This window comes from Tatumella ptyseos, from assembly GCF_030552895.1.
Classification (GTDB): Bacteria; Pseudomonadota; Gammaproteobacteria; order Enterobacterales; family Enterobacteriaceae; genus Rosenbergiella; species Rosenbergiella ptyseos_A.
On the sequence record NZ_CP130649.1, the window covers coordinates 1,341,952 to 1,363,032 of the forward strand.

21 protein-coding genes are annotated in these 21,081 nt (G+C 48.3%); 20 read left to right on the top strand and 1 reads right to left on the bottom strand.

All coding sequences use genetic code 11. The features are described 5' to 3' along the window. Window position 1: 1 nt before the first annotated feature. The 16 genes from fabD to QJR74_RS06380 all read left to right on the top strand — a co-directional run bounded on the left by fabD (window position 2) and on the right by QJR74_RS06380 (window position 13,272). Window positions 2-934, top strand: coding sequence for an ACP S-malonyltransferase (gene fabD / locus QJR74_RS06305; protein WP_304373697.1), 933 nt, complete (start codon window positions 2-4; stop codon window positions 932-934). 10 nt (window positions 935-944) lie between these two features. Then, a complete protein-coding gene (gene fabG / locus QJR74_RS06310; RefSeq protein ID WP_304373698.1) occupies window positions 945-1,679 on the top strand; it encodes a 3-oxoacyl-ACP reductase FabG in 735 nt (244 codons plus the stop codon). 148 nt (window positions 1,680-1,827) lie between these two features. Then, the gene (gene acpP / locus QJR74_RS06315) at window positions 1,828-2,064 is read left to right on the top strand and encodes an acyl carrier protein (RefSeq protein ID WP_028685983.1); all 237 of its coding nucleotides are present in this window, start codon (window positions 1,828-1,830) and stop codon (window positions 2,062-2,064) included. Window positions 2,065-2,148: 84 nt separating this feature from the next. Then, complete coding sequence (gene fabF, locus QJR74_RS06320; RefSeq protein ID WP_304373699.1) at window positions 2,149-3,387, top strand: beta-ketoacyl-ACP synthase II; 1,239 nt, start codon at window positions 2,149-2,151, stop codon at window positions 3,385-3,387. 64 nt (window positions 3,388-3,451) lie between these two features. Then, window positions 3,452-4,261 (top strand): aminodeoxychorismate lyase, encoded by an 810-nt coding sequence (gene pabC, locus QJR74_RS06325; RefSeq protein ID WP_304373700.1) that lies wholly within the window; start codon window positions 3,452-3,454, stop codon window positions 4,259-4,261. 3 nt (window positions 4,262-4,264) lie between these two features. Continuing rightward, complete coding sequence (gene mltG, locus QJR74_RS06330; RefSeq protein WP_304373701.1) at window positions 4,265-5,290, top strand: endolytic transglycosylase MltG; 1,026 nt, start codon at window positions 4,265-4,267, stop codon at window positions 5,288-5,290. Next, the gene (gene tmk, locus QJR74_RS06335; protein ID WP_304373980.1) at window positions 5,280-5,912 is read left to right on the top strand and encodes a dTMP kinase; all 633 of its coding nucleotides are present in this window, start codon (window positions 5,280-5,282) and stop codon (window positions 5,910-5,912) included. Before mltG ends, tmk begins: the two co-directional genes overlap by 11 nt. Next, a complete protein-coding gene (locus tag QJR74_RS06340; RefSeq protein ID WP_304373702.1) occupies window positions 5,912-6,895 on the top strand; it encodes a DNA polymerase III subunit delta' C-terminal domain-containing protein in 984 nt (327 codons plus the stop codon). Before tmk ends, QJR74_RS06340 begins: the two co-directional genes overlap by 1 nt. 16 nt (window positions 6,896-6,911) lie before the next feature. Next, entirely contained in the window at window positions 6,912-7,712 is an 801-nt protein-coding gene (locus QJR74_RS06345; RefSeq protein WP_304373703.1) for a YchF/TatD family DNA exonuclease, read from the top strand. A 47-nt stretch (window positions 7,713-7,759) separates the two neighbouring features. Continuing rightward, complete coding sequence (gene hinT, locus QJR74_RS06350; RefSeq protein WP_304373704.1) at window positions 7,760-8,110, top strand: purine nucleoside phosphoramidase; 351 nt, start codon at window positions 7,760-7,762, stop codon at window positions 8,108-8,110. A gap of 17 nt (window positions 8,111-8,127) precedes the next feature. Then, complete coding sequence (locus tag QJR74_RS06355) at window positions 8,128-8,493, top strand: YcfL family protein (protein WP_304373705.1); 366 nt, start codon at window positions 8,128-8,130, stop codon at window positions 8,491-8,493. Window positions 8,494-8,503: 10 nt separating this feature from the next. Continuing rightward, complete coding sequence (gene lpoB, locus QJR74_RS06360) at window positions 8,504-9,127, top strand: penicillin-binding protein activator LpoB (RefSeq protein ID WP_304373706.1); 624 nt, start codon at window positions 8,504-8,506, stop codon at window positions 9,125-9,127. Further along, a complete protein-coding gene (gene thiK, locus QJR74_RS06365) occupies window positions 9,108-9,881 on the top strand; it encodes a thiamine kinase (RefSeq protein ID WP_304373707.1) in 774 nt (257 codons plus the stop codon). The genes lpoB and thiK overlap by 20 nt, the downstream gene beginning before the upstream one ends. Window positions 9,882-9,928: 47 nt before the next feature. Next, a complete protein-coding gene (gene nagZ / locus QJR74_RS06370; RefSeq protein ID WP_441007650.1) occupies window positions 9,929-10,954 on the top strand; it encodes a beta-N-acetylhexosaminidase in 1,026 nt (341 codons plus the stop codon). Window positions 10,955-11,192: 238 nt separating this feature from the next. Beyond that, window positions 11,193-12,497, top strand: a complete 1,305-nt coding sequence (locus QJR74_RS06375; protein WP_304373709.1) for an NAD(P)/FAD-dependent oxidoreductase — start codon at window positions 11,193-11,195, stop codon at window positions 12,495-12,497. 223 nt (window positions 12,498-12,720) lie between these two features. Continuing rightward, complete coding sequence (locus QJR74_RS06380; protein WP_304373710.1) at window positions 12,721-13,272, top strand: glycine zipper 2TM domain-containing protein; 552 nt, start codon at window positions 12,721-12,723, stop codon at window positions 13,270-13,272. A gap of 36 nt (window positions 13,273-13,308) precedes the next feature. On the opposite strand, the gene mfd is transcribed toward QJR74_RS06380, so the two are convergent. Next, window positions 13,309-16,764, bottom strand: a complete 3,456-nt coding sequence (mfd, locus tag QJR74_RS06385; RefSeq protein ID WP_304373711.1) for a transcription-repair coupling factor — start codon at window positions 16,762-16,764, stop codon at window positions 13,309-13,311. Between the two features lie 272 nt (window positions 16,765-17,036). On the opposite strand from mfd, the gene lolC reads away from it, so the two are divergent. The 4 genes from lolC to cobB are packed head-to-tail and all read left to right on the top strand — an operon-like array spanning window position 17,037 to window position 21,068. Next, a complete protein-coding gene (gene lolC, locus QJR74_RS06390) occupies window positions 17,037-18,236 on the top strand; it encodes a lipoprotein-releasing ABC transporter permease subunit LolC (RefSeq protein WP_304373713.1) in 1,200 nt (399 codons plus the stop codon). After that, window positions 18,229-18,933 carry a lipoprotein-releasing ABC transporter ATP-binding protein LolD gene (gene lolD, locus QJR74_RS06395; protein ID WP_304373714.1) on the top strand — a complete coding sequence of 235 codons (705 nt, stop codon included), beginning with the start codon at window positions 18,229-18,231 and terminating at the stop codon, window positions 18,931-18,933. The genes lolC and lolD overlap by 8 nt, the downstream gene beginning before the upstream one ends. Then, entirely contained in the window at window positions 18,933-20,177 is a 1,245-nt protein-coding gene (lolE, locus tag QJR74_RS06400; RefSeq protein ID WP_304373715.1) for a lipoprotein-releasing ABC transporter permease subunit LolE, read from the top strand. Before lolD ends, lolE begins: the two co-directional genes overlap by 1 nt. Window positions 20,178-20,237: 60 nt before the next feature. Further along, window positions 20,238-21,068, top strand: coding sequence for a Sir2 family NAD+-dependent deacetylase (gene cobB, locus QJR74_RS06405; RefSeq protein WP_304373716.1), 831 nt, complete (start codon window positions 20,238-20,240; stop codon window positions 21,066-21,068). Window positions 21,069-21,081: the final 13 nt, after the last annotated feature.

Here is a 21,081-nt window from a genome sequence, read left to right on the forward strand (position 1 = left end):
TATGACTCACTTTGCTTTTGTGTTTCCCGGACAAGGTTCTCAGACGGTAGGAATGTTGGCGGAATTAGCGGCTGAACATGCGATCATCGAATCGACTTACGCTGAAGCATCAGAGGCCTTAGGTTATGACCTATGGCAGCTGGTTCAACAAGGCCCAGCCGAAGAGCTGAATAAAACGTGGCAAACACAGCCAGCGTTACTCGCGGCCTCTGTGGCATTATTCCGTCTGTGGGAGCAACAAGGTGGCGCAAAGCCTGCGCTAATGGCAGGACATAGCTTAGGGGAATACTCAGCATTAGTGTGCGCGGGTGTTATCGGTTTTGCTGACGCAATCCGTTTAGTTGAACTGCGTGGAAAATTGATGCAAGAAGCAGTCCCGGAAGGGACGGGTGCAATGCAAGCTATTATTGGTCTTGATGATGAAGCCATTCGCCTAGCGTGCGAAGAGAGCGCTCAAGGACAAGTTGTCTCCCCAGTAAACTTCAACTCGCCAGGGCAAGTAGTGATTGCTGGTAACAAAGAAGCGGTTGAACGTGCTGGTGCGGCCTGTAAAGCGGCCGGTGCCAAAAGAGCCTTGCCTCTCCCTGTCAGCGTTCCGTCACACTGTGCGTTAATGAAGCCAGCTGCGGATAAATTAGCCGTTGCCTTGCGTGAGATCACTTTCAATCAACCTACAATTTCTGTCGTCAACAATGTTGATGTAAAATGCGAGACGGATTCAGAAGCAATTCGTGAAGCGTTAGTCCGCCAGCTTTACAGCCCAGTACGTTGGACGGAAAGTGTCCAGGTTATTGCCGCGCAAGGTGAGACTCAGTTAATCGAAGTTGGGCCTGGTAAGGTTCTAACTGGCCTGACAAAAAGAATTGTTGATACGTTAACGGCGTCAGCGATTAACGATCCAGCTGCATTCAGTGCAGCATTGATTAAAGAATAAGAGGAAAAACATGAACTTCAATGGTAAGATCGCGCTCGTTACGGGTGCTAGTCGTGGAATTGGTCGCTCTATTGCTGAAAAATTAGTCGCCGGTGGCGCTACAGTTATCGGGACTGCGACCAGCGACAATGGTGCTGAAGCGATCAGTGCCTACCTTGGGGCTAACGGCAAAGGATTGGTTCTCAACGTTACTGATGCAGCCTCTATCGATGCTGTATTACAGCAAATCCGTGCAGAATTTGGCGAAATTGACATTTTAGTTAATAATGCAGGGGTAACTCGTGATAACCTATTAATGCGTATGAAGGATGATGAGTGGCAGGATATCCTTGACACGAACCTCACTTCTGTTTTTAGACTATCTAAGGCCGTATTACGTGCCATGATGAAAAAGCGCATGGGAAGAATCATTACCATTGGTTCGGTTGTCGGAACAATGGGTAATGCGGGCCAAGCAAACTACGCTGCTGCAAAGGCGGGTTTAATTGGCTTTAGCAAATCACTGGCGCGAGAAGTTGCGTCACGTGGTATTACTGTAAACGTTGTGGCTCCTGGTTTCATCGAAACCGACATGACGCGAGCACTGAATGAAGAGCAACGATCTGGTATTTTGGCAGAAGTTCCTGCTGCCCGTTTAGGGGAGCCTCAGGAAATTGCTAACGCTGTGGCCTTCTTAGCCTCTGACGAAGCAAGTTACATCACTGGTGAAACTTTGCACGTCAATGGTGGGATGTACATGGTCTGATCTGCTTCAAATTATTATTTTTGCGATTTATTGTACAAAAAATACTAATTTGTTGTCAGAAAAGCAGGGAATTAGTTGCATCTTTTTAAACATTTTATACACTACGAAAACCGTCGCATTAGCGAGTTTTGATAGGAAATTAAATAGTATGAGCGATATCGAACAACGCGTTAAGAAAATCATTGCTGAGCAGCTGGGTGTTAAAGAAGATGAAGTGATCAACTCTGCTTCTTTCGTAGAAGACCTGGGTGCTGATTCTCTTGACACCGTTGAGCTGGTAATGGCTCTGGAAGAAGAGTTTGATACTGAGATTCCAGACGAAGAAGCTGAGAAAATCACTACCGTACAGGCAGCGATCGACTACATCAATAGCCATCAGGGCTAATGAACACCTTCAGGCGGTCATTCGACCGCCTGAAATTTATTCCGTCCCACGAAGAATAATTATTCCCCTCCCTGGAGGACGAACGTGTCTAAGCGTCGTGTAGTTGTGACCGGTCTTGGCATGTTGTCTCCTGTCGGCAATACAGTAGAGTCTACCTGGAATTCTCTCCTAGCCGGTCAGAGCGGCATCAACCTGATTGACCATTTTGATACTAGTTCTTATGCAACACGTTTTGCTGGAACAGTAAAAGATTTTAATTGTGATGAGATCATCTCGCGTAAAGAACAACGTAAAATGGATTTATTTATCCAATACGGTATTGTGGCGGGTGTTCAAGCATTGCAAGACTCTGGAATTACCGTTACTGAACAAAATGCTCACCGTATTGGTGCGGCGATTGGTTCAGGGATCGGCGGACTTGGCTTAATTGAAGAAAACCATGCAGCCTTGACCAAAGGTGGACCGCGTAAAATCAGTCCATTTTTCGTCCCTAGTACTATCGTTAATATGGTAGCGGGACACTTGACCATTATGTACGGCCTGAAAGGCCCAAGCATCTGTATCGCAACGGCCTGTACTTCAGGTGTTCATAATATTGGTCATGCGGCACGTATGATTGCTTATAACGATGCTGACGTAATGTTAGCCGGTGGGGCAGAGAAGGGCAGTACTCCTCTTGGTGTTGGCGGTTTTGGTGCGGCTCGTGCACTCTCGACGCATAACGACAACCCTCAGGCAGCAAGTCGTCCTTGGGATAAAGATCGCGATGGATTCGTGCTTGGAGATGGTGCTGGTGTACTAGTCCTTGAAGAGTATGAACATGCGAAAGCCCGTGGCGCAAAAATTTATGCAGAATTAGTCGGTTTTGGGATGAGCAGTGATGCTTACCATATGACTTCCCCACCCGAAAATGGTGAAGGGGCAGCGCAAGCAATGCGTAATGCATTAAACGATGCACAACTTAATGCTGATCAGATTGGCTATGTTAACGCACATGGTACTTCAACCCCAGCGGGTGACTTAGCCGAGTGCCAAGCCGTTAAATCAGTGTTTGGTCAACAAACTAAGGTGTTGGTCAGCTCGACGAAATCGATGACTGGACATCTGCTGGGTGCAGCGGGCGCCGTAGAATCGATTTACTCTATTCTGGCTTTACGTGATCAAGCTATTCCGCCAACCTTAAATCTGGATAACCCAGATGTCGGCTGTGATCTTGATTTCGTTCCGCACACTGCACGTCAGGTTTCTGGCCTAGAGTACTCACTCTGTAACTCATTTGGGTTTGGTGGGACGAATGGCTCGTTGATCTTCCGTAAGATTTAATGACTGAATCTATCAAAAAGCCCGTTTAACGGGCTTTTTTTTTGCCAACGCTAGGGCTAATTGTATGCAATTGATTAATGGCGTGATGACATCCCAACTCTCTAGTCTCGATCGTGGCTTACAATTCGGTGATGGGTGTTTCACTACGGCACAGGTTATCGCGGGGAAAGTGCGTCATTTACCCCAACACTTAGCGCGTTTAGCAAGAGATAGTCAACGGCTGGGTATTGTCTTTGATGCGTGGTCTGAGTTAGAACAAGAAATAAATACGCTTGCTCAGCAGAGTGAATTAGGGGTTATTAAGATTATATTAACCCGAGGAACTGGCGGTAGAGGATACAGTACCCTAGGCTGTAAGCAAACCCAACGTATTCTATCTTTAGCCCCTTATCCAGCGCATTATGCTACGTGGCAACAGCAAGGGATAACCTTAATGACTAGCCCCATCCCTTTAGGGATGAACCCCTATTTGGCAGGGATTAAACATCTTAATCGCCTAGAGCAAGTCTTAATCAAGCACCACCTTGAGAGTGAAGGGGCTCAGGAAGCCCTAGTCCTTGACTCAACAGGTCATGTAGTAGAATGTTGCGCAGCCAACATCCTTTGGCGAAAGGGTAAGCAGTGCTTTACGCCTGCGCTGACCCATAGTGGTGTTGAAGGAATAATGAAAGGCTTAGTGATTGAAGCCTTGCAGGCAGAAGGGTACCATTGCAGCCAGGTTACCCAAGCTCCCGCTGAGCTAGAAGGGGCAGATGAAGTCATTGTTTGTAATGCATTGATGCCAGTGATCCCGGTCATTGGTATTGATCAATGGCACTATCAACCCGGTGAGGCGATGGCAACACTGATTAAATTAGGATTTACTGCGAGTTAAGTTATGCAGAAAAAAAGTAAGGGCCTTTTGGGCTTAGTGATTCTATGTGCGATTTTGGTGATAGCGGGTCTTTGGCAAGTTAAGCGTTTTGCTGCACATCCGTTATTAATTCAACAAGAGACGATTTATACCTTACCTGCTGGATCGGGACGTGTGGTACTAGAGCAGCAGCTCGAATCACAACATATCGTGCCGCGAGGTCCATGGTTTGGTTGGTTATTGAAAGTCGAACCGCAACTCGCAAAATTTAAAGCCGGGACGTACCGTTTAACACCAGGAATGACGGTTCGTCAGTTATTGGCCTTGCTCGCGAGTGGGAAAGAAGCCCAATTTCCTATGCGTTTTGTTGAAGGACAACGTATTGAAGAGTGGCTTAAGACACTAAGAAACGCCCCTTATATCAACCATCAACTTACCGATGACCAATTATCAACTGTCGCTAAGGCTCTGGATATGCAGCCGTCCCAATTAGAGGGAGGTTTTTATCCTGACACTTACTATTATACGGCGAAACGTACTGATATCAGCCTATTAAAGCAAGCTCGTCAGCGGATGGTGCAGCTTCAACAGTCGGTATGGGAGCAACGTGAGGCTAATTTGCCCTACCAAGATCTCAATCAACTAGTCACCATGGCTTCAATTATCGAAAAAGAGACAGCCGTTCCTGCGGAACGCGGTAAAGTCGCCTCAGTATTTGTGAATCGCCTGCGTAAAGGGATGAAGCTCCAAACCGACCCAACGGTTATCTATGGCCTAGGCAGTGCTTATACCGGTGTTTTAACGCGTAGCGACCTCGAAAAACCGACTGCCTACAACACTTATGTGATCCCAGGGTTACCACCCGGACCGATTGCCATCCCGAGTCGTGCATCACTGGAAGCGGCCGCTCATCCTGAGAAGAGTGATCTACTCTATTTTGTGGCGAACGGCCAGGGGGGACACACTTTTACCTCGACGTTAGCCAACCATAATCAAGCCGTCAAAGCGTGGCGCAAAGTTGAAAATGAGCGTAAAACCGGTGAAAAGTAAATTCATTGTCATTGAAGGGCTGGAAGGCGCAGGTAAAACCACAGTTCGTGACAAAGTCGTTAGCGAGTTAAACGCGCAAGGTATTACCGATATCGTTTTTACCCGCGAACCCGGCGGTACTCCTTTAGCTGAAGCCTTACGGCAGATTGTGAAAGAGGGGATCGAGGGGGAAAATATTACAGCCAATGCTGAATTACTCTTGCTCTATGCCGCACGAGTCCAGTTGGTAGAAACGGTAATAAAACCTGCGTTAGCGCGAGGGGCTTGGGTGGTAGGGGATCGGCATGATCTCTCCTCACAAGCCTATCAAGGCGGAGGGCGAGGGCTTGATACAGCGATGATGCAGACTATCAAACAATCAGTCTTGGGAGACTTCTCACCGGATATGACCTTATATTTGGATGTCACACCGGAAATCGGCCTGTCTCGTGCCCGTGCGCGGGGACAGTTGGATCGGATCGAGCAGGAGTCTTTAGCCTTTTTTCATCGTGCCCATCAGCGATATAAAGCGCTTGCGGCGAGCGATAACCGTATTTTCACTATCGATGCGACTCAGCCTCAGCCGCAAGTGCAGCAAGCGGTACAAGAAACTGTCCGCCGCTGGCTTAAGGAACAGCAGTAATGCAATGGTTTCCGTGGTTAACGCCTTATTATAAGCGGTTAATCGAACAGCATCAGGCGCAACAAGCTCATCCCGCTCAAATAGTGCATGCTCATCAAGGCATGGGAGCGGAGGCCTTGGTGTGGGGCGTTGCGCGTTGGTTATTGTGTGAAAGTCCCCAAGGACATAAAGCCTGTGGCCAATGCCATGGTTGCCAGCTTATGTTGGCGGATAATCATCCCGACTGGTACCCCCTCTCAGCTGAAAAAGGGAAACAACAGATTGGTATTGATGTGATCCGCGATACCTGCGAGAAAGTGTGGCATTCACCGCAGCAAGGTGGGGCACGGGTGGTTTGGATTGATGGTGCGCAGCGGTTAACCGAATCGGCGGTTAACGCTTTACTTAAAACCGTCGAAGAGCCACCAGCAAACTGTTGGTTTTTATTCACTACGCCACAATTAAGCCATTTACCTGCAACGCTACGTAGTCGCTGTGTGGTAACCAACATCGCGGTACCGCAAGAGCCACAAGGATTGGCTTGGTTGGCACGTGAAAGCCAATTGCCTGAGCCAACGCTATTAACAGCGTTACGCTTAAGTGGTGGGGCGCCGGCGCAAGCGCTTACGCTAATTAATGCCCCGCACTGGCAAAAGCGCCAGCAAATAGCCGAAGGGATACGTAGTGCTTTACCTCAACAGCCAATGCACTTACTCCCCATTTTGATGGATGAACCCAGTGGCGAAAAAATCTATTGGCTGATGGCTTTTTTGTTAGATGCGCTAAAATTACAGCGTGGTGGCCAAACGTGGTTAACCCATGTCGACAGTGAGGAGACAAGCCGCTACTTGTGCACGCTCCTAGGCGAGCAGCGGTTGCAACAGGTTATTGCGCGGTGTCGCGACTGCCATGCATTACTGACACAGACACCGCAGGTGAATACCGAATTAGTGATTAGCGACCTGTTATTAACGTGGGAAACCCTGTTAACGACTTCCCAATGAGTGATAGAGAAAATTTATGTTTTTAGTGGATTCGCACTGCCATGTTGATGGCTTAGATTATGAAAAAGAACACCAGAACTTGGCTGAAGTTATCGATAAAGCTCAAGCCCGTGATGTACGTTTTATGTTGGCGGTCTCCACCACATTAAGCGCCTTTCCTGCTTTACAACAGCTTACGATCGATTTTCCACAAGTCGCCCTGTCTTGCGGTGTACATCCTCTTAACCTTGATGACGACTGGAATATCGAGCGACTTCATGCCTTAGCAAGCGATCCAAAAGTCGTGGCGTTAGGGGAGACTGGGCTGGATTATTTTTACCATAAGACGCCTGATTTGTGGGCAATTCAGCAACAAGCGTTTCGTGATCATCTTCATGTGGCGTGTCAACTTAATAAGCCAGTAATCGTGCACACCCGCGATGCGCATGAAGATACGATTCGTTTACTGGCCGAAAATCATGTCGACCGCTGTGGTGGCGTGCTGCACTGTTTTACAGAAGATCGTGATACGGCAAAAAGACTGTTAGATTTGGGGATGTATATCTCTTTTTCGGGTATTTTAACCTTCAAGAACGCTGAACAAATTCGCGAAGCTGCGCGTTATGTGCCGATGGACAGAATCTTGGTAGAGACTGATTCTCCTTACTTAGCGCCAGTTCCTTATCGGGGTAAAGCCAACCAGCCAGCCTATACCCGTGATGTAGCGGAGTATTTGGCGGTAGTAAAAGGCCTCACTATCGAGCAAGTCGCTGAGCAAACTACGGAAAACTTTGCTAAATTATTTAATATTGCCCCAGAGCGCTTAACGCTTTCGTAAGCTAACTCGCCGCGTTGCGGCGAGATGACCTAAAGGAATGATTGACCATGGCAGAAGAGACGATTTTCAGTAAAATTATTCGTGACGAAATTCCCGCAAAAAAATTATACCAAGACGAGTTAGTGACAGCATTCCGTGATATCTCACCGCAAGCCCCTAGCCACATTCTCATTATCCCGAATATCCTTATTCCTACCGTTAACGATGTCAAGGCGGAACATGAGCTTGCATTAGGACGCATGATGACGGTGGCGGCAAAGCTAGCCAAGGAAGAGGGCATTGCACAAGACGGTTACCGCTTGATTATCAATTGTAATCAACATGGCGGCCAAGAGGTCTATCATATTCATATGCATCTGGTAGGTGGAAAACCCCTTGGACCGATGCTGACACGCTAATGAATCGGAGCCGAACTATGCGCTTTTTAAGTGTGTTAATCCTTTCTATTGTCGGTGCAGTAGGGTGTAGCAGTAAACCGCCTGCCATCACTATTTCGCAGCCGCTGGTAATGGGGGCTGAAGTGCTTTCTGCCGGGATTACTGCCGACGCACCCGTGATAAATGGCGATCAAGCGCCAGCGGCGACCACACGTGTCTATAATGATCGTGACGTTCCTGTCACCATCCATTACCACTATTTTTGGTACGATGATCAAGGTTTGGATATTCCACACGATGCGAAACAGCAGTTTATGCGTATTCCTGCGCACAGTTCGACCGAGTTACTTTCTTCTTCTGGCAGCGTGAATGCTCGTCAGGTTCGTATCTATATTTCTCTCTGAGGGCATTACCATGACGAAATACTTAAAATATAGCAGTTCGTTACTTTTCGCTTGTTTACTCAGTGGTTGTGTCATCAATCAATCGCAAAAACCGGCCCCGGTGGAACAAGGTAATGGCTCAGCTCAGCCACCGCTAACCACTCAGCCTGGACAAAAAACACCACCGGTACAGAATCCCCCTCCAGTGAACCAACCTCAACCTGTGCCGGAAGCCCCAAAGCTAACGACCATTGACTGGCCTGCTACAGTACAACCCTTAGTCAGTAAAATGGTGAGTACGAAAGGTATTGCTTCAGGCAGCGTCTTGTTAGTTGACCGTATTAAAAATAGTACCAATGGTTCGATTCAAACTGACAACGCCAATAGTGCGTTAAACCAAGCTTTATCTGGGTCGTCTTTTAGCTTAGTCACTGCTGAGCAGTTGGCGCAAGCGAAGAAAACCTTAGGGATTTCACCTAATGATAGCTTGAACTCTCGAGGTAAAGCGATTGGCCTTGCGCGTAATCTTAACGCGCAATACGTCCTGTACACGACCACCCGTGGTGATGTGAAAGCAGCCCGAGTACAAATGCAGTTAATGCTTGTCAACACTGGTGAAATTATCTGGACAGGCAGTGGTAAAGCCAGTTACTAATGCCGCATTAACGCTATTGCCAGGTCTTTCTGGCAATAGCTGGCAAAACCCGCAAGCAGACAGTGAAATCTATCGTTTCACACCGGTTAAGCCTCTTCCTTTTGTGGATCGTCAACGCGAGTTCCGTCTGTTACGTAAACTCCGATACAGTCATGTTGCGGTAAAACCTAAACACTATGACATGGGCTGTCTTACTGTCGAATGGATAGAGGGTAGCCCCCTCGCGGCCAATGTATTTTCCGCAGAAAATGGTGAGCTACTGCTATTGCTTAAGCAATTACACCAGCATCCTTTATTAGGTTACCGTCTACCTTTAGTCACCCTGTTGACGCGCTATTGGCAACTCTGCCAGCAGCGTCATCCTAAGTGGCTGCGTGAGCTAAAACGGCTACAACGGCTGGGAGAACCACGGCCCTTACGATTAGTCCCCCTCCATATGGACCTTCATCCTGGTAATATCATCCAAAGTGAGCAAGGGTTGAGGCTAATTGATTGGGAGTACAGTGCAGATGGCGATATCGCGCTGGAGCTTGCTACCTTGTGCTTACAAGAGGCTCCTCGCGCCGAGGCATGGGTAAGTGCCTATGCACAGCTGTTTACACTGGATATCGAGCGCTTGCGTTTACAAGTTAAACGTTGGCAGCCTTGGTTGTTACTGCTACAAGCTAGCTGGTTCCAATTAAGATTTGAACAAACGCAAAGTGCCGCGATGAGCGAGCAAGCAGCAGAGAGCTGGCGATACCTTTTACATTAATATTGAGCACGTTAGGACATGACATGACTAGTACCCCAGGCCCGCTAATGTTAGATATTGAGCAGTATGAGCTCGACGCCGAAGAACGCGAATTACTGCAACACCCATTAACCGGCGGTGTAATTCTGTTTTCCCGCAATTACCACGATCCTGAACAACTGGCGCATCTGGTTCAACAGATCCGTGAAGCCTCACACACTCGCCTGGTGGTAGCAGTGGATCAAGAAGGGGGACGAGTTCAACGTTTTCGTGACGGATTTACTCAGTTACCGGCTATGCAATCATTTCTTGCGCTGAGTGCCACTGTGGATGAGGCGCTCCACGTGGCTCGTGAGACAGGCTGGCAGATGGCCAGTGAAATGACGGCGATGGATATTGATTTAAGCTTTGCACCGGTATTGGATCTTGGCCATATTAGCCTAGCGATTGGGGATCGAGCCTTTAGCGACCAACAAGAAAAAGTATTACCTGTGGCGGCAGCTTTCATGGAGGGAATGCACAGCGCTGGAATGAAAACGACAGGTAAACATTTCCCAGGTCATGGTGCAGTTGTCGCGGATTCTCATAAAGAAACACCCATCGATCTCCGTGAAGCCAGTGAAATTCGGCAGAACGATATGGCGATTTTCCGTCATTTTATCGAACAGCATCAGCTTGATGCGATGATGCCTGCCCATGTTATTTATCCTACCATTGATGATCGTCCTGCGAGCGGCTCACCCTACTGGTTGAAGGAGGTCCTACGAGAAGAATTGGGCTTTAAAGGGGTGATTTTTTCTGACGACTTGCATATGGAAGGGGCAGCAGTGATGGGCAGCTACCCAGAGCGGGCAAGACAATCGCTTAATGCAGGATGTGATGCGATTTTAGTGTGCAATCACCGGCCTGGCGTTATCAGTATCTTAGATGAACTTCCAATTTCACAGGCTACTGGCCTTGAGCAGCTCTACCATCATGGGCGCTTTGAATGGAAAACACGACAACAACATCGCCGTTGGGTAACCAATCATCAACAATTGGCGACCTACCAGCAACGCTGGTTAGAAGAAAAACAGCAGCTCCTCGGTAAGTAATTGTCAACAGGGGGCGACATGCCCCCATTTTCCGGCTCCCACCCTATTTTTTTATCCTATCGAACAACTTAATTTATGCATCTGTGCCAATCGACTTGATTAATATCAAATTTATTACGCTGAATAATCTGAGCATGCTATGCTGAATTCAGTGAACGATTTTACTTTATAACCCTATGTTAATTAAGTTTATTCTTAACATTTATTTAACTAGGGAAGGTTAATCTTTGGGGGTCATGTGACTACGACGAAACAAAAAATTGTAATAGTAGGCGGCGGTGCAGGGGGCTTGGAACTTGCTACCCAACTAGGAAATAAACTGGGACGTAAAGGCCATGCAGAGATTACGCTGATTGACCGTAACCCAACACACCTATGGAAACCGCTATTACATGAAATCGCAACCGGATCAATGGATGAAGGCATCGATGCGTTAAGCTATATGGCGCATGCTTATCATCACCATTTCCAGTTCCAATTAGGGAGTCTGGTGAATATTGACCGTGAGACTCAGCAACTCGAATTGGCCCCTATCCACGATGCTCAAGGTAATGTATTAGTTGATGCGCGTAACCTTAGTTATGATACCTTGGTAATGGCATTGGGTAGTACCTCTAATGATTTCGGTACACAGGGTGTCAAAGATCACTGTATTTATCTCGATAACCCGCAGCAAGCGCACCGTTTCCGTAATGAAATGTTGAATCAATTCCTCAAACACTCGTCCGCACAACAGAACGATAAGCCGGTGAATATCGCAATTGTTGGTGGTGGTGCGACAGGGGTAGAATTGTCTGCTGAACTCTATAATGCCGTAAAGCAGCTCAATAGTTATGGATACAAAACCTTAGGCCGCGAAGCGCTTAATGTCACCTTGGTTGAAGCCGGTGAGCGTATTCTTCCTGCCTTACCGACGCGTATCTCGGCGGCGGCGCATCAGGAATTAACCAAATTAGGCGTCCAAGTCAAAACCGGTACTATGGTGACCAGCGCACAGCAGGATGGCTTGAATACCAAAGATGGGAGTTTCATTGCGGCAGACTTAATGGTCTGGGCAGCAGGGATTAAAGCGCCTGATTTTATGAAAGAGATCGCCGGCTTAGAAACGAACCGTATTAACCAGCTAGTGGTTCAACCAACGTTACAGACCACGCGCGATGAAAATATCTATGCGATTGGTGACTGTGCAAGCTGTGCCTTACCAGAAGGTGGTTTCGTACCCCCACGTGCGCAATCCGCCCACCAAATGGCTTCGCAAGTATTAAAAAATATTCTTGCCGCACGCAAAGGTAAGCCCCTAACGGCTTACAAATATAAAGACCATGGTTCATTAGTCTCGCTATCACGTTTCAGTACTGTCGGGAGCTTGATGGGTAATCTTATGCATGGTTCGATGATGGTTGAAGGGCGGATTGCTCGCTTAGTCTATCTGTCACTTTACCGTATGCACCAGGTTGCCTTGCATGGCTACTTCCGTACCGGACTGATGATGCTCTCAGGCAGTATTAATAAAGTCATTCGACCTAAATTAAAATTGCACTAAAAGTAGAGGCCGCGTAAGCGGCCTTTTTTTTACGTCCTTCTCGATTCCCCTTCTCAGCGTGACCTATAAAATAGCGAAACACACTTTTAGGCAGAGTCTTATCCTAATTTTCTCCATAATTCCGATAGCTGACACTACATTGGTTTGGCACACTCGGCGCAGAGTTTTAGAAGCAAAGCGTTAACCCTGTATCCATAAACCAGAATAAATTGCAGGAGAGAGTATGAATAAATCATTAGTTGCCGGTGTGGGTATTGGTGCATTAGCTGCGCTAGGTGTTGCCGCGGTCGCAGGCAGTCATTTCACGCAACAATCTCCGCAGTTTGCGGAAGTTATTGCGGTACAACCGCAGAGCGAAACAATCAAAACGCCACATGAGGTCTGCCGTAATGTGAATGTGGTGCATCGTCGAGCAGTACAAGATGAGAACCGTATTACAGGTTCGGTTTTAGGTGCTGTAGCGGGCGGCGTGTTGGGCCACCAGTTTGGAGGGGGACATGGACGGGATATCGCGACGGTAGCCGGCGCGCTAGCTGGGGGTTATGCAGGTAACCAAGCTCAGCAAAGTTTACAAAACAGTGATACTTATCAAACCTCTCACCGTCGTTGTTCGACCCAGTACACGCAGGAAAAACGTATTAATGGCTATAATGTGACCTATAAGGTCGGAGATAAACAAGGGACGGTTATGATGGACCATAAACCTGGCTCGGTGATCCCGCTGGATGCCCAAGGAAACCTAAAACTGAGCGAACCCATCGTAAAGAAAAGCTAAACTTATTCAGCCACCCTAGGGTGGCTGAAAAAGCGCTTACTGAGTCTTCACCCGATGTTTATCCATCTGCGCCAATAACTCCACCAACCAATCAATTCGAAGTTGACGTTCAGCTAAGTCTCGCGTAAAACGCAGTTTGACCGGACCTTCCAGTTTCCACTGTTTCGGATCGTGCTGCAGTAACCCAATCAACCAACCTGGATCCACATTATTGTGTTCCGCAAACTCAATATAACCGCCTTTTTCTCCGGCCTCAATTTTCGTAATACCGAGTGATTCAGCTTGCAATCGAATTTCAGTCTGCATCAAAAGATTACGCGTTGGATCTGGTAATAGCCCAAAGCGGTCAATCATTTCGACTTTAATATCGTTCAGTTCAGCCGACTCACTGGCGCTGGCAATACGTTTATAGAGTGAGAGACGGGTATTGATATCCGAGATAAAGTCATCAGGAATTAATGCCGGCATCCGCAATTCGACATCGGTATGACGCTGCGAGAGGTCTTCAAGTGAGGGTTCTTTCCCTGCTTTTAATGACTCTACGGCATTTTCTAACAACTCCATATAGAGCGTAAAGCCGAGTGTTTCCATCTGCCCACTCTGATCATCGCCGAGTAACTCACCAGCACCGCGGATCTCTAAATCATGGGTAGCCAAAGCGAATCCAGCCCCTAAGTCCTCTAGTGAAGCGATAGCTTCTAAGCGTTTACGGGCGTCGGTAGTCATCGCTTTAGGATGAGGGGTGAGTAACCACGCGTAGGCTTGATGGTGAGAACGTCCCACACGCCCTCGTAATTGGTGGAGCTGTGCTAACCCGAAATGGTCAGCACGTTCGATGATAATGGTATTCGCCGTTGGGATATCGATACCGGTTTCAATAATGGTGGTACAGACCAACACGTTAAAACGTTGATGATGGAAATCGTTCATCACTTTTTCTAGCTCACGCTCACGCATCTGCCCGTGACCAATACCAATCCGCGCTTCCGGGACTAACTCAGCGAGTTTCTCAGCCGCTTTATTGATATTTTCGACATCATTATAAAGATAATAGACCTGACCACCCCGCAGAACTTCCCGCAAAATGGCTTCACGTACCGTTAAGGCATCATACTCACGGACAAAGGTTTTGACCGCAAGGCGTCGGGCTGGTGGTGTGGCGATGATGGAGAGGTCGCGCATTCCGCTCATTGCCATATTCAAGGTCCGTGGGATCGGGGTAGCGGTGAGGGTCAGGATATCAACGTCCGCACGCATCGCTTTGATACGCTCTTTGTGACGTACACCAAACCGATGTTCTTCATCGACAATTAAAAGACCAAGGTCAGACCACTGCAAATCGCTCATTAATAATTTATGGGTGCCGATTAGGATATCGACCTTACCTTCCGCGGCTTCTTGTAATACCTGAGCTTGCTCTTTCGCACTTCGGAAGCGAGATAACATCTCGACCCGTACCGGCCAGTTGGCAAAGCGGTCGCGGAAATTGTCGTAGTGCTGTTGCGCCAATAAGGTGGTGGGGACTAGGACAGCCACTTGTTTATTATTTTCAACGGCGAGGAAGGCCGCACGCATCGCCACCTCGGTCTTACCAAAACCGACATCGCCGCAAACTAAGCGGTCCATGGCCAGCGGCTGACACATATCGCTGATCACTGCGCTGATAGCTTGTTTCTGATCGGGGGTGGTGTCGTAAGGAAAGGACTCACAAAATTGCTGATAATGCTCACGGTTTTGCGTAAAGGCAAAACCGGTTTTTGCCGCACGTTGCGCATAAATATCCAATAACTCCGCCGCGACATCACGTACTTTCTCTGCGGCTTTCTGACGCGCTCGGTTCCATGCGTCACTACCGAGTTTATGTAGCGGCGCATTTTCATCGGCCCCGCCCGCATAACGACTAATCAGATGTAGCGAAGAAATAGGAATATACAGTTTTGCATCATTGGCATAGTTCAGTACCAAATATTCAGCGGTCACGCCGCCGGTCTCCAAAGTTGTCATACCGACGTAACGCCCAACGCCGTGGTCGAGGTGAACAACTGGTTGGCCTGGATGCAATTCCGCTAAATTGCGGATCAGTACATCTGGGTTTATTGCCCGGCGTGTATCCTGACGACGCCTCACGACACGTTCACCTAGTAGGTCATTCTCACAGATAAAAATCAGTTGCTGCGGTGGGGCGATAAACCCTTTTTCAGCCGCGCCGACCATAAGGTAGGTCCCCGCTTTCTGCGCTTCAGAGAACTGTGAAATGGGGGTGGGGCGCAGTTTAATACGTGCTAGCATCTCCTGTAGCCGCTCGCGACGTCCCTGACTTTCTACCGAGAAAACCACGCGCTCGCCAGCGTGCGCGTCTAATAATTTGCGCAACGGTTCGAGAGGATTTTGTTGATTATCAGGTTGGTGGAGTGCAGGAAGCACTTCATAGCCCAAGTTAGTGTTCGCGGCTTTTTTGGGCAGGGCTTGTGATAATAACTGAATACGCGGCCAGCGTTTTAACTCGCCATAGAGGTTATCAGGCGCTAGCCAGAGTGCGGTCGGTTCAAGCAAAGGGCGCATTGGGTCAACACGGCGATTCTCGTAACGATTAGCCGTATCCTGCCAGAAGCGTTCACTACTAGCCGCTAAATCACCGGTATTCACCAATAACGTTTGTTTCGGGAAATAGCTCAATAGTGAGGGTAACGGTTCATCAAAAAAGAGCGGTTGCCAATACTCTATTCCTGCAGGCAAGGTCCCACGGGAGACTTGTTGGTAGATATGTTCTGATTCGCGAAGCACATCAAATTGCTCACGCCACTGAGTGCGAAAGCGCTCAATAGACGCTTTGTCCGTCGGAAACTCATGCGCAGGCAGAAGGTTAATGCCATCCACTTCGTTCAGTGTACGCTGGGTATCAGCATCAAACGAGCGTAAGCTATCGATCTCATCATCGAGAAAATCTAGGCGATAGGGGGCTTCACTGCCCATTGGGAAGAGATCAAGCAAGGCCCCACGAGTCGCATATTCTCCATGAACCATTACCTGTTCAACGTGACGATAACCTGCTTGGTCGAGTTGGCGAATCAAGGTATCGCGGGAGAGTTTATCACCACGCTGCATCACTAAAGCATGACTATGCAGGAAACTATGCGGACAGACTCGCTGCATCAGCGTATTAACCGGTAGGATCAATAATCCTTTTTCCATCAACGGTAGTTGATAGAGCATCGATAATCGGCTTGAAATAATGTCTTGGTGTGGAGAGAAACTATCGTAAGGCAGCGTTTCCCAATCAGGCAGGGTGTTTACACTTAATGAGGTGAACTGGCCTATTTCGCTGGTCAGTTGTAACGCGTTTTGCATATCATTGGCGATCAGTACCACCAAGCCATTATGCTGTTCCGCAATGCGAGCCGCCTCAATAGCAAAGGCAGAGCCGACTAGCTCACCTAATTGCCGCACATCGCCTGCCTTACTAGGCAGTGAATACTGCTGGATATCCGTCATAAACTTAGATTATCTCATTTTAAGGATGCCTTAACCTTTCTGTTATCAGCGCAGAGAGGTCGTGATCCGTGTTTTACTCTCTCTTTAAAGTAGCACTCTGCACTGCGAAGCGGTATTCGCTTTCGACGATAAGGGGATGCGTTTGGCTTATTTTTATACAACTGACCGTTTTTCCGAGTGTTTACCTTGATGAACACGCCGGTAAAGGTTTCATAAAGGCGGCACCTCCATTATCATTCCTATAACCTTTTTTACCGTCCGGGATGGACTAGATGTATCAACCTGTCGCTTTATTTATTGGTCTGCGTTACATGCGTGGCCGTGCTACTGATCGATTCGGGCGGTTTATTTCGTGGCTCTCGGCGATTGGTATTACCTTAGGGGTATTAGCATTAGTCACCGTACTCTCTGTGATGAACGGCTTTGAACGTGAGCTGGAAGGCAATATTCTAGGATTAATGCCGCAGGCCGTGGTGTCACAACCCGCTGGACGTATCGATCCGCAACAATTTCCGGCCTCGGCTCTTAAGCTTGAGGGCGTCAATCGCGTGGCACCGTTGACTACCGCCGACGTTGTTCTACAAAGTTCGCATAATGTGTCAGTAGGCGTGATGCTCGGTCTTGCACCGGGTGAGCAGGATCCATTACTGCCTTATATCGAACAAGGCCCCCGCCATATTCCTGCTGCTGGCAGCTATCAGGTCATCCTCGGTGCACAACTGGCGAATCAGCTTGGCGTGCAAATCGGTGATAAATTACGGCTTATGGTGCCGTCGGTCAGTCAATTTACGCCAATGGGACGGATGCCGAGTCAGCGCCTTTTCACCGTTGCAGGGATCTATGCGGCGAACAGTGAAGTGGACAGTTACCAAATTTTGGTCAACCAACAAGATGCCTCGCGCGTGATGCTCTATCCCGCGGGCAATATCACCGGCTGGCGCTTATGGCTCGACCACCCTCTAGCGGTGGATGAGATTGATCAACACGCGCTGCCTGCTAAATCGGTCTGGAAAGATTGGCGTGAGCGCAAGGGTGATCTGTTCCAAGCCGTGCGTATGGAAAAAAATATGATGGGCTTGCTGCTGAGTCTTATTGTGGCTGTGGCTGCTTTCAATATCATCACCTCACTGGGCTTGTTAATCATGGAGAAGCAAGGTGAAGTGGCGATACTGCAAACCCAAGGCCTAACGCGTCGGCAGATTATGACTGTCTTTATGGTGCAAGGTGCCAGTGCCGGGATTATTGGTTCGTTATGTGGCGCGTTGCTGGGCATTCTGTTGGCCAGCCAATTAAATCATTTATTACCAGTTATCGGCTTGTTATTAGATGGTGCGGCACTTCCGGTCGATATTCATGTCGGACAAGTCGTGATAATCACCCTAAGTGCGATGATCTTGGCCTTATTGGCAACCCTTTATCCATCGTGGCGAGCTGCCACCGTTCAACCTGCTGAGGCGTTACGTTATGAATAATTCACCTTTATTACAGTGTTCAGCCTTATGCAAAACCTATCGTGAAGGCGCAGTCAGTACCGAAGTGTTGAAGCAGGTTAGCTTTAGTATTGCAGAACGGGAGCTGGTCTCGATTATTGGTAGTTCAGGTTCGGGGAAAAGTACCTTGCTGCATTTATTGGGTGGCTTGGACCAACCGACCTCGGGTGAGGTACTCTTCAAGGGGAAATCCCTCAATACGATGAGTGCGTCAGCAAAAGCCGATTTGCGTAATCAACATCTTGGCTTTATCTATCAATTTCACCACTTGTTACCCGATTTCACTGCTTTAGAAAATGTCGCCATGCCGCTTTTAATTGGCGGGTGCTCCCCCCAAGAGGCGACTCACCGCGCAGATGAAATGCTAAAAGCGGTTGGCTTAAGCCCGCGAGGTAAACACCGTCCTTCCGAGTTATCGGGTGGAGAACGCCAACGTGTCGCCATCGCCCGAGCCTTAGTAAATAAGCCGAGTTTAGTGATGGCTGATGAACCGACAGGGAACCTTGATGCACGAAATGCCGATGCGATATTCGCGCTACTGGGTGAGTTGAATCAGAGCCAAGGGACCGCCTTCCTGGTGGTGACGCACGATTTGGCGCTTGCTAAACGCTTAGACCGTCAGATGGAAATGCGTGACGGTGTTTTACATGCTCAGCCGGTCTTACAAGGGGTGAGTTAATGCGCGGCTCTCTCTCTTTTCTACTGGCACTACGCTTTAGTCGAGGCCGTCGTCGCGGCGGAATGGTCTCGTTGATTTCGGTCCTCTCAACGGCAGGGATTGCATTGGGTGTTGCGGTACTCATTATTGGCCTGAGTGCCATGAATGGCTTCGAGCGGGAATTAAACAAACGTATCTTGGATGTCGTGCCTCATGGTGAGATTATTCCAGTACACCAACCTTTTCAGCAGTGGCAATCTTTACTGGCTCCCATTGAGCAGGTAAAGGGCGTTGCCGCCGCCGCCCCCTTTATTACCTTCACCGGATTGATTGAAAGTGCGCAAAAGTTACAGGCCATTCAGGTTAAAGGCGTCGATCCTCAGCAAGAAACAAAATTAAGTAGTTTGCCTCAATTTGTCCAAAACAATGCGTGGTCCTCGTTTCATGCAGGGCAGCAGCAGATCATTATTGGCGGTGGAATTGCAAAAAGTCTCGGTCTGAAGGTAGGGGACTGGCTAACGATACTGATCCCAAATAATGATCAGCAGAATAAACTGCTTCAGCCTAAGCGTATTCGTTTACAAGTGAGTGGCATCTTACAGTTGAGCGGCATGCTTGACCACAGTTTAGCCTTAGTGCCATTAACCGATGCACAACACTATTTAGATATGAATCAGTCGGTGACGGGGATTGCGTTGAAGATGCGAGATCCATTCCAAGCGCCAGCGATTGTTCGAGCGGCCGGTGAAGCGACGCATAGTTATGTCTACATTCGTAACTGGACTTCAGATTTTGGCTATATGTATCGTGATATCCAGATGATCCGTGCCATCATGTACCTAGCAATGATCTTGGTGATTGGGGTGGCCTGCTTCAATATCGTCTCTACCCTGGTGATGGCCGTGAAAGATAAAAGCAGTGATATTGCTGTGCTTCGTACTTTAGGCGCGAAAGATCGTCTGATTCGTGCCATATTTATCTGGTATGGATTATTAGCAGGAATTACCGGTAGCGTGATGGGGGTCGTGCTCGGCGTGTTAGGGGCGTTAAACTTAACTCGTCTGATTAAAGGCATTGAATCGTTTACCGGGCATCATTTCCTCTCTGGGGATATCTATTTTATCGATTTTTTACCCTCAGTGCTGCATTGGAGTGACGTCGTTATCGTTCTATTCTGTGCCTTAGTGTTGAGTTTACTGGCCAGCTGGTATCCAGCTCGTCGGGCAAGTCGTATTAATCCTGCGCGAGTCTTAAGCGGGCAGTAAATTTAAGATGTGCTCGCCTGAATGCGAGCACAATGTTCAATGTGTTCTGCAGGAGTTTTCATGCGTACCAGCAACCGTCGTCGTATTCGCGTCGCCCGTTTCAAAAAGAACAAGCGAAAAATGCGCCAACGCTTTCGACAATCCTATTTCGAAGATGCACGCATAGCGAAACTCGTTTCGACACCTTTGCCCAAAGTCGTGATATTGACTGGGGCCGGGATTTCAGCAGAATCGGGAATAGCGACGTTCCGCGCTGCGGACGGGTTGTGGGAGAATCATTCGATAGAAGATATTGCCACACCAGAGGGTTATCAACGTGATCCGCAACAAGTTCATGATTTTTACAATGCGCGTCGTCGTCAGTTGCAATCACCGCAAATAATGCCCAACAATGCGCACCGCGCGTTAGCCAAGTTGGGTACCCTGTTAGGCGATAATTTACTCATCGTGACGCAAAATATCGATAATCTCCATGAGCGGGCCAGTAGCGCAAATGTCATCCATATGCACGGTGAGCTGCTTAAAGCGCGTTGTACTCAAAGCCAACAAGTCATCACTTGGTTAGACGATCTGCAACCGACCGACCGTTGCACCTGTTGTCAATTCCCGGCCCCATTACGTCCACACGTTGTGTGGTTTGGTGAAATGCCGCTACAGATGGAAGGAATTTATCAGGCCATTGCCGAGTGTGATATCTTCATCGCAGTGGGGACATCGGGTCAAGTCTATCCAGCCGCCGGTTTTGTGCATGAAGCGAAAAACCAAGGTGCAGAGACGATTGAGTTTAATCTCGAGCCAACGGCGTCGAAAGAAGAGTTTATTGAAGGCCATTATGGCCCAGCCTCGCAAACACTCCCAGCATGGGTGGAGATGTTTCTTAGCCAATGTTGAGATCGTTAAGGGC